We start from the raw sequence: 6,352 nt of genomic DNA on the forward strand, positions 1-6,352 counted from the left end.
TAATTCCTTTGAAGTGTATGCAAATGTTTCTTCTGCCATGAGGTAGAATTATCTATCATAACTTCATCAATCCGCATCGACTGTGTCCCATTTGTAGGAACGGTAATCCATGAAAGTCCATGTGGTGTTTTGATGATATTCCTGTTCCTCCAGTCCCGAACTGTATATTGAACAGAATCAAGAAAAACGAAGTGATCCGCCTTCTGAATGATATGGAAATATCCCTTCCATGGGAGATAATTCGATTGAAGAATTGCAATCTTTTTCATTGTGGATTTCGCAGGAATTTTGCAGGATTACCAGCCCAAATTTCATGTGATGGTATATCAGAGAGAAGAACCGATCCCATTCCTAAAGCTGAATATTCACCAATAGTAACACTTTCACGTACGGTTGCGTTTAGCCCAATATGTACTGCTTCTGAGATGGTTACAAATGAACTTATACACGATTGTGCTGCTAGATGACAATACTTTCCGATAGCTGAATTATGACCGATTGTAGTTCCGGGCATAATAAGACTGCCAAGACCAATCTTCACGCCTGGTGAGATACTCACATTCGGCATGATGACAACACCAGGCTCCAGAACGACATTTGGTGCTACATATGCAGTGGGATGAATGAATGTTGCCAGCGAGGATTCTGGAATATCTAAATTCTGAAATAGTCTGATTCGTTCTTCCTGGCCATCGATCCTGTAGATCGTATTAATAAAGTAGCAGCTGGAATGGAGGAATGCCCTTGCTTCATTGAGTTTGCCAAGAACAGGAAATCCTTCTATAGATTGACCAGCATCAATTCTGTCATTCAAATATCCAGCAAATTCAAATTCGTCATTACCACGTTTTTGCGCATCACAGATCGCTTGAGTAATGACAGAGCCGTTACCAAGACCACCAAGAATAATTATTTTTTTTCTCATTATTTTATCCTATAAATGCATCTATCTCGTAATATGGTTTTCGTTTTGACGGTACTATAAAACATCGCAGATGGGGGAGAATCCTATCGAATACTAATTGAAACATCTTCTTAAGATCATATCCGCTTTTGCCTGAAAATCTTTTATCACGTACAACAGGTATGATCTCGTATTGAAGATGTAATCTGTAAAACTGACTGAGCGTTGTCCCGCAATAATCTAAAGGTTTGATATATGTATCATATACCTCTTTATAAAATGCTCGGAACACTCCAAGATTAGGTGGATGCTGTATATTTGTGACAAGGTTTGAAAACTGGAAGAAAAGATGGGAAATGAAGGTCTTTATGAGATTTGTATACTTTTTTTTCTGTTGTGCAATGACTATTTTCACATTACTATTGCGGAGAGTGGTTAGAAGCAAGGGTATATCTTCGGGTCTGTCTTGAAGATCGCTGTCCATGATTACAATAATTTTGCCCTTTGCTTTTTCTAATCCTGCAGTAATTGCATTAGACTGACCGTAATTTCGTATGAATTTAAGGATTTTAATTCTATTATCCTGATTATGATATTTTTTGAGAATCTCAAAAGAATCATCTGAACTACCATCATCAATAAAAATGATCTCGAATTGAGTTGTTTCCTTTATAAGAACTGGAAGTAATCTATTAAAGAGTTCCGACAGTACTTCCTGATCGTTATATACGGGTACGACTACAGAGAGTTCAGGCATGTTTCAGCACATCCTTCTTGCTTATCTGGCTGATGATACTCCAGATTCCACCAATCAAAGCAGGAACTCCGGTAAGGATCAAAAAATTCATGATCGAAACACTCATTGCTATGGATGGAGACACGCCGATTGTCTGATAAAAATATACGAAAGCACCTTCACGAACACCAAATCCACTTATAGTAACAGGTATTAATGAAATGATCTGAATAATGGGAACCAGTGCGAGGTGGGTTAGGATAGGGATGTCTAATCCATAAGCGCTAAAGAGTATTTTTACATTAACTATTGTTATTAATTGGAATAACAGCATTATCGGCAAGGTGCAAATGATGATTTTTCCGAAAGGAAGTACTGTAAAAGATTTGTGCAGAGAGACAATGAATGAGAATACTTTCTCACTGCGCTTGGCATTTTTCAATTTCTGGGTTAATGTGTTATATGTGAATTTGTTGGCAAGGAGCAAGAATAATCCTGCAATAAGAAGCACCATGACTATGAGGAGAAGTCGGCAAATAACAATTTTCTCTAAATGAACCGTGAAACTGAAACCAATCCCGATCAGGCAAAGGAGCATGAAACCGAGAAATTTTTCTACGACCACAGTACTACCAGCTTTGCCAGGTGTAGCTTTATGTCTTTTTTCGATGAGATACAATCTGATAGCAGCAAAGCCATCTGATGAAGGAAGCATGATGCCCCAGAAAATTGAGATAAAGTTGATTTTCAGGATTTGAAAAATTCCTTCACGAATTCCCGAAAAGTTCAGCATGATCTTCCAACGAATAGCAGCGAGAATTGGGATGAGAACAAGGCTGATAAAAAGCGATACAAAAATCCATTGTGGATGAGGAATTTGAGCAAAACGCTTGAAGAATGAGATATGATATTTGTAAACAATAAAGAAAAGAAGAACAACGGAGATGATGAGTTGTATTACAGGAAAGGACTTTCGTAATTTTGCTGATACTAGACTCATTGTACGATATCCATCATTCTTTGGAGAGATGTTCTTGTGTTATTCATCACATCTTCAGAAAGGATGATCTCACTTCTTTCTTCCAGCAGTGCTTGAACTGCACCACGAAGTGTTGTCATCTTCATGTCATCGCAGATCATTGTCTCGCTTAAAGATACAATATTTTTTTGGGGATAGTGGTATCGCAGCTGTTCATACAGTCCGTATTCGGTTCCGATTATGAGATTATCGTGGTCTTCGGCATAGTCGATCATCTGGCTTGTTGAACAAACAAGATCTGCTACCTTGCATACATTCAATCTACATTCAGGATGAACGAGCAAAGTATATTTGGGATATTTCTTTCGAACAGCCATCACCTCATCGATCGTGATCTGGTCATGAACATAGCAGGTGCTGTCAAACATGATCAGGTCTCTTCCAAGTTTGTATGATACCCACATACCGATATTCCTATCAGGAACAAAAATTACTTCTTTGGATCGAGGGATAGATGCAATGACTTCTACGGCATTTGCCGATGTGCAGGTTATTGTACTTTCTGCTTTGAGTTCTGCTTCGGAATTTACATAACACACAACTTCAGCATCAGGATGTTGTGCTTTCAGATTAACGAGATCAGATACTTTTTTCATCTTTGCAAGACGGCAATCAGCAAAAGGATGTGCCATGATAACCTTTTTCTCGGGATTCAATATCTTAGCAGTATCTCCCATTATAATAATACCGCAGAGAAGTATCATTTTTGCGTTGGTCTGTGCAGCAACTTTTGCCATTTGCAGAGAATCACCAACATAATCAGCAATCTTTTGTACTTCCATGAGCTGATAATTATGCGCAAGTACAAAACAACTTTTTTCTTTCTTCAGTTTTCGAACCAGTTCATAGAGTTCATTAGCGCTCAATGAGTCCAGTTCTGAAATTTCTCGCATGGATCTCTCCAATCCTACATATATGTATTTCCGATTTTTGAAATAATAAAGGGAGTTTTGCCACCTTTGTCGGCTTTATCAAGTTGAGGGACTTTTTTAAAAGTAAGAGTAATCGAGTTGCCGAGTCGCTTTCTGAGACCTGCTTCAAGGTTTTTTTCTGAGATATTATTGAAGGTATCATCAACAACTAGTTGCACATCGATATGATCGATGCTTGTTTGAACGATTTGCGAACACATAACCCCTTTTGCATTGTCGATCGAGTGCGACATTACAGCGCCAAGTATACGTCCATCAGGCGTCTCTATATAATCACATTGCTTACCCACAATTTTTTTAATAATTCTGAATTTTCGATCGCATAGGCATGAATGTTCATTTTGTTCAGGGATAATTATATCGTTGATCTTGTACCTAATCAAAGGCATGGAATAATTATAAAAACTTGTTCCCACCAGCTTAGAAACTCCGTTTTCTTCTACAATCTCGTGATATGCAAAATCCTCTATAAGATGCAGATGTCCATATTCACATTCTGATATCATAGCGGAGCATTCATGCATCGAAAAGAAATCGTACACCTTACACGCAAAATAATATTCAAGAAACTTTCTTTTTTTATCTGAGAGTGTTTCACCGTAGGTAACAATTGATTTTGGTGGATGAATTTTTAGTCCTGCTTCACCTGCGTAACGGGCAAGCATAACAATATCAAAAGGGAAACCCATAAAAAAAGATGGTTTTAATTTATTGATTCGCTCAATGACGCGCGGTGCTGATTTCTGTGATAATCGATTTGAATCATACCTGAGAATATTGTAAAAGGGATTGAATTTATAATCACAATCGCGGAAGTAATAACTCTGAAGGCTGAATGTTCTCATCCCGAGTTTATATCCAGCCCAACGATAACTCCTTAAAAGAGCTGCTATTTTATTTGCTTGGACAACTGTATCGAGAATGAAGTGGAGCGGAGTCCCTGTTGTACCGCTGGTCGAATCCCATGTTATGCCGTACTTTTTTGCATTTTCAGCTATGAGCTGTTCCTTTTTCGATCGGACTGTTTCTTTATCGAGTAATGGAATCTTCGAGAGATCCTGTCTTCCTCTGAAATTGGTTGCATCAAGTTTGATTTCCTTAAAGAGGTTTCTATAATATGGGACATTCAATCCTGCATGTTGGATGAGTTTTCTTAACTTGTCATCCTGATATGATTCGATCTGATTTTGTGTCCAATACTGACTCTTGGGGTAAAATTTACATCGATGAAATACTTTAAGGGGTATCTGAAAAATTGATTTTTCCAATGCTTATAACTCTTTAATCTGTTGAATAAGCTCGTAACGCTTGAGTAATTTTGTTGCACTTCGCACAAGTGGAGGTCCGATAAACATGTCATCAACAATTGCTACTGAACGATTGCCTGTATCGATTTCCTTAGACAGTTCAATGATCTTTTTTGCTTGTTCGACTTCTTCATCTGTCGGTGTATAATATCTATGTGCCATTTCGATCTCTTTAGGATGAAGAAGAAGTGATCCTTCGAATCCAAGTATCCGGGTTAAATGGAGCTTGTTTTCCAATTTCTCTAGATCGTGCACATCGATATTCAACGTATCGATCGGGATAATGCCTGTAGATCGTGCAGCATTTGCGATTATAGAGCGGGGAAAGATGAATGCATGTTCCGGTTGATCGTGTTTGCCACAGAGATCTGATAAATAATCCTCACTCCCAAAAGCAACAGCGATGATCCTGGATGATGCATTGCAAATGCTGTGAATATTCATGATAGCAGATGTCGTTTCAATAAGGGGTATGACTTTAAAACGATCTTTCGGAAATCCACTTTTTGTCTCTGGCTCTGTTAATAATTTATCGAATTCATTCAATTCTGCTTCATCATAAACCTTAGGATAAAGGAAGCCGAGGATATCTTTATGGGTAAATTCTTCAACTTCTTTTTGAAGATATCCGCTGTCTCTGTCATTCAGCCTGATAAAGATCTGTTTGTTGTCGAAAATGCCGGTTCCCAGTAAAGATCGTACAATTTCTCTTGCATGATCCTTTTCTTTTTCGACAACTGAATCTTCAAGATCGATTATCACTGCATCAGCTTTTGTGTTCACAGCTTTTTGTATTAATTCTGGCTTATTGCCGGGTACAAATAACATGCTTCTGAGAATATGTTCTTTCTGTTCCATATTACTTTACCGGTACGAGGATATGCCTTTTCAGACTTAGGACTAATTCATTTTTCTGATTATATGCTTTTGTTTCAACAAATACAATTCCTCGGTCAGGTTTTGACCTCGATAGACGTGTGTCCAGAATTGTTGATGACGCATGGATTGTATCTCCAATAAAAACAGGAGAATGGTGAATGATCTTCTCATAATCAAGATTTACCATTGCTTTACCGCTAATATCAGGTACACTCATGCCAACGACAAGTCCGATAAGATACGTGCCTACGACCAGCCTATTCTTATATATTTGTTTGGATGCATATTCTTTATCAAGATGAAGAGGATGATGATTCATTGTCAGCAGGCAGAAGAGGTTATTATCACTTTCTGTAATTGTTTTGGCTGGCTGGTGTATGAATGTATCTCCGACCTGGAAATCATCGAAGAATTTTCCAAAATTATCCAAATATTCCATAAATTATCCTTTTTGGTTGAGAAACATACTCGTAAACAAAACAAGAGTTTCAATAATATGTAAAGTTTTACATATAATGAGATGCGTTCGTTCATACGTAACTTTTCCACCATGAA

8 protein-coding genes are annotated in these 6,352 nt (G+C 37.8%); all 8 read right to left on the reverse strand.

Features of this window, described 5'->3' with window-relative positions; translation table 11 throughout:
- Positions 1-269 (reverse strand): WbqC family protein (locus JW794_10235; protein ID MBN2018489.1); only part of this gene is annotated, 269 nt, incomplete at its 3' end.
- Positions 266-925 (reverse strand): NeuD/PglB/VioB family sugar acetyltransferase, encoded by a 660-nt coding sequence (locus JW794_10240; protein ID MBN2018490.1) that lies wholly within the window; start codon positions 923-925, stop codon positions 266-268. The genes JW794_10240 and JW794_10235, both read right to left, overlap by 4 nt.
- A 4-nt stretch (positions 926-929) precedes the next feature.
- Positions 930-1,661 (reverse strand): glycosyltransferase family 2 protein, encoded by a 732-nt coding sequence (locus JW794_10245; protein MBN2018491.1) that lies wholly within the window; start codon positions 1,659-1,661, stop codon positions 930-932.
- Positions 1,654-2,640, reverse strand: coding sequence for a flippase-like domain-containing protein (locus tag JW794_10250; GenBank protein MBN2018492.1), 987 nt, complete (start codon positions 2,638-2,640; stop codon positions 1,654-1,656). The genes JW794_10245 and JW794_10250 overlap by 8 nt, the downstream gene beginning before the upstream one ends.
- Positions 2,637-3,572 (reverse strand): quinolinate synthase NadA, encoded by a 936-nt coding sequence (nadA, locus tag JW794_10255; protein MBN2018493.1) that lies wholly within the window; start codon positions 3,570-3,572, stop codon positions 2,637-2,639. The genes JW794_10250 and nadA overlap by 4 nt, the downstream gene beginning before the upstream one ends.
- Positions 3,573-3,586: 14 nt before the next feature.
- Positions 3,587-4,879 carry a phenylacetate--CoA ligase family protein gene (locus tag JW794_10260; GenBank protein ID MBN2018494.1) on the reverse strand — a complete coding sequence of 431 codons (1,293 nt, stop codon included), beginning with the start codon at positions 4,877-4,879 and terminating at the stop codon, positions 3,587-3,589.
- A 3-nt stretch (positions 4,880-4,882) separates the two neighbouring features.
- Positions 4,883-5,776 (reverse strand): CoA ester lyase, encoded by an 894-nt coding sequence (locus JW794_10265; GenBank protein ID MBN2018495.1) that lies wholly within the window; start codon positions 5,774-5,776, stop codon positions 4,883-4,885.
- Between the two features lies 1 nt (position 5,777).
- Positions 5,778-6,236, reverse strand: coding sequence for a MaoC family dehydratase (locus JW794_10270; GenBank protein ID MBN2018496.1), 459 nt, complete (start codon positions 6,234-6,236; stop codon positions 5,778-5,780).
- Positions 6,237-6,352: the final 116 nt, after the last annotated feature.

The organism is Candidatus Cloacimonadota bacterium, assembly GCA_016932035.1.
In the GTDB taxonomy this organism is placed as follows: Bacteria; Cloacimonadota; Cloacimonadia; order JGIOTU-2; family JGIOTU-2; genus Celaenobacter.

What these genes read in the sequence shown, in the direction of transcription:
- JW794_10240 (MBN2018490.1), bottom strand. Translation starts at nt 925, where the DNA reads ATGAGAAAAAAAATAATTATTCTTGGTGGTCTTGGTAACGGCTCTGTC.
- JW794_10245 (MBN2018491.1), bottom strand. Translation starts at nt 1,661, where the DNA reads ATGCCTGAACTCTCTGTAGTCGTACCCGTATATAACGATCAGGAAGTA.
- JW794_10250 (MBN2018492.1), bottom strand. Translation starts at nt 2,640, where the DNA reads ATGAGTCTAGTATCAGCAAAATTACGAAAGTCCTTTCCTGTAATACAA.
- nadA (MBN2018493.1), bottom strand. Translation starts at nt 3,572, where the DNA reads ATGCGAGAAATTTCAGAACTGGACTCATTGAGCGCTAATGAACTCTAT.
- JW794_10265 (MBN2018495.1), bottom strand. Translation starts at nt 5,776, where the DNA reads ATGGAACAGAAAGAACATATTCTCAGAAGCATGTTATTTGTACCCGGC.
- JW794_10270 (MBN2018496.1), bottom strand. Translation starts at nt 6,236, where the DNA reads ATGGAATATTTGGATAATTTTGGAAAATTCTTCGATGATTTCCAGGTC.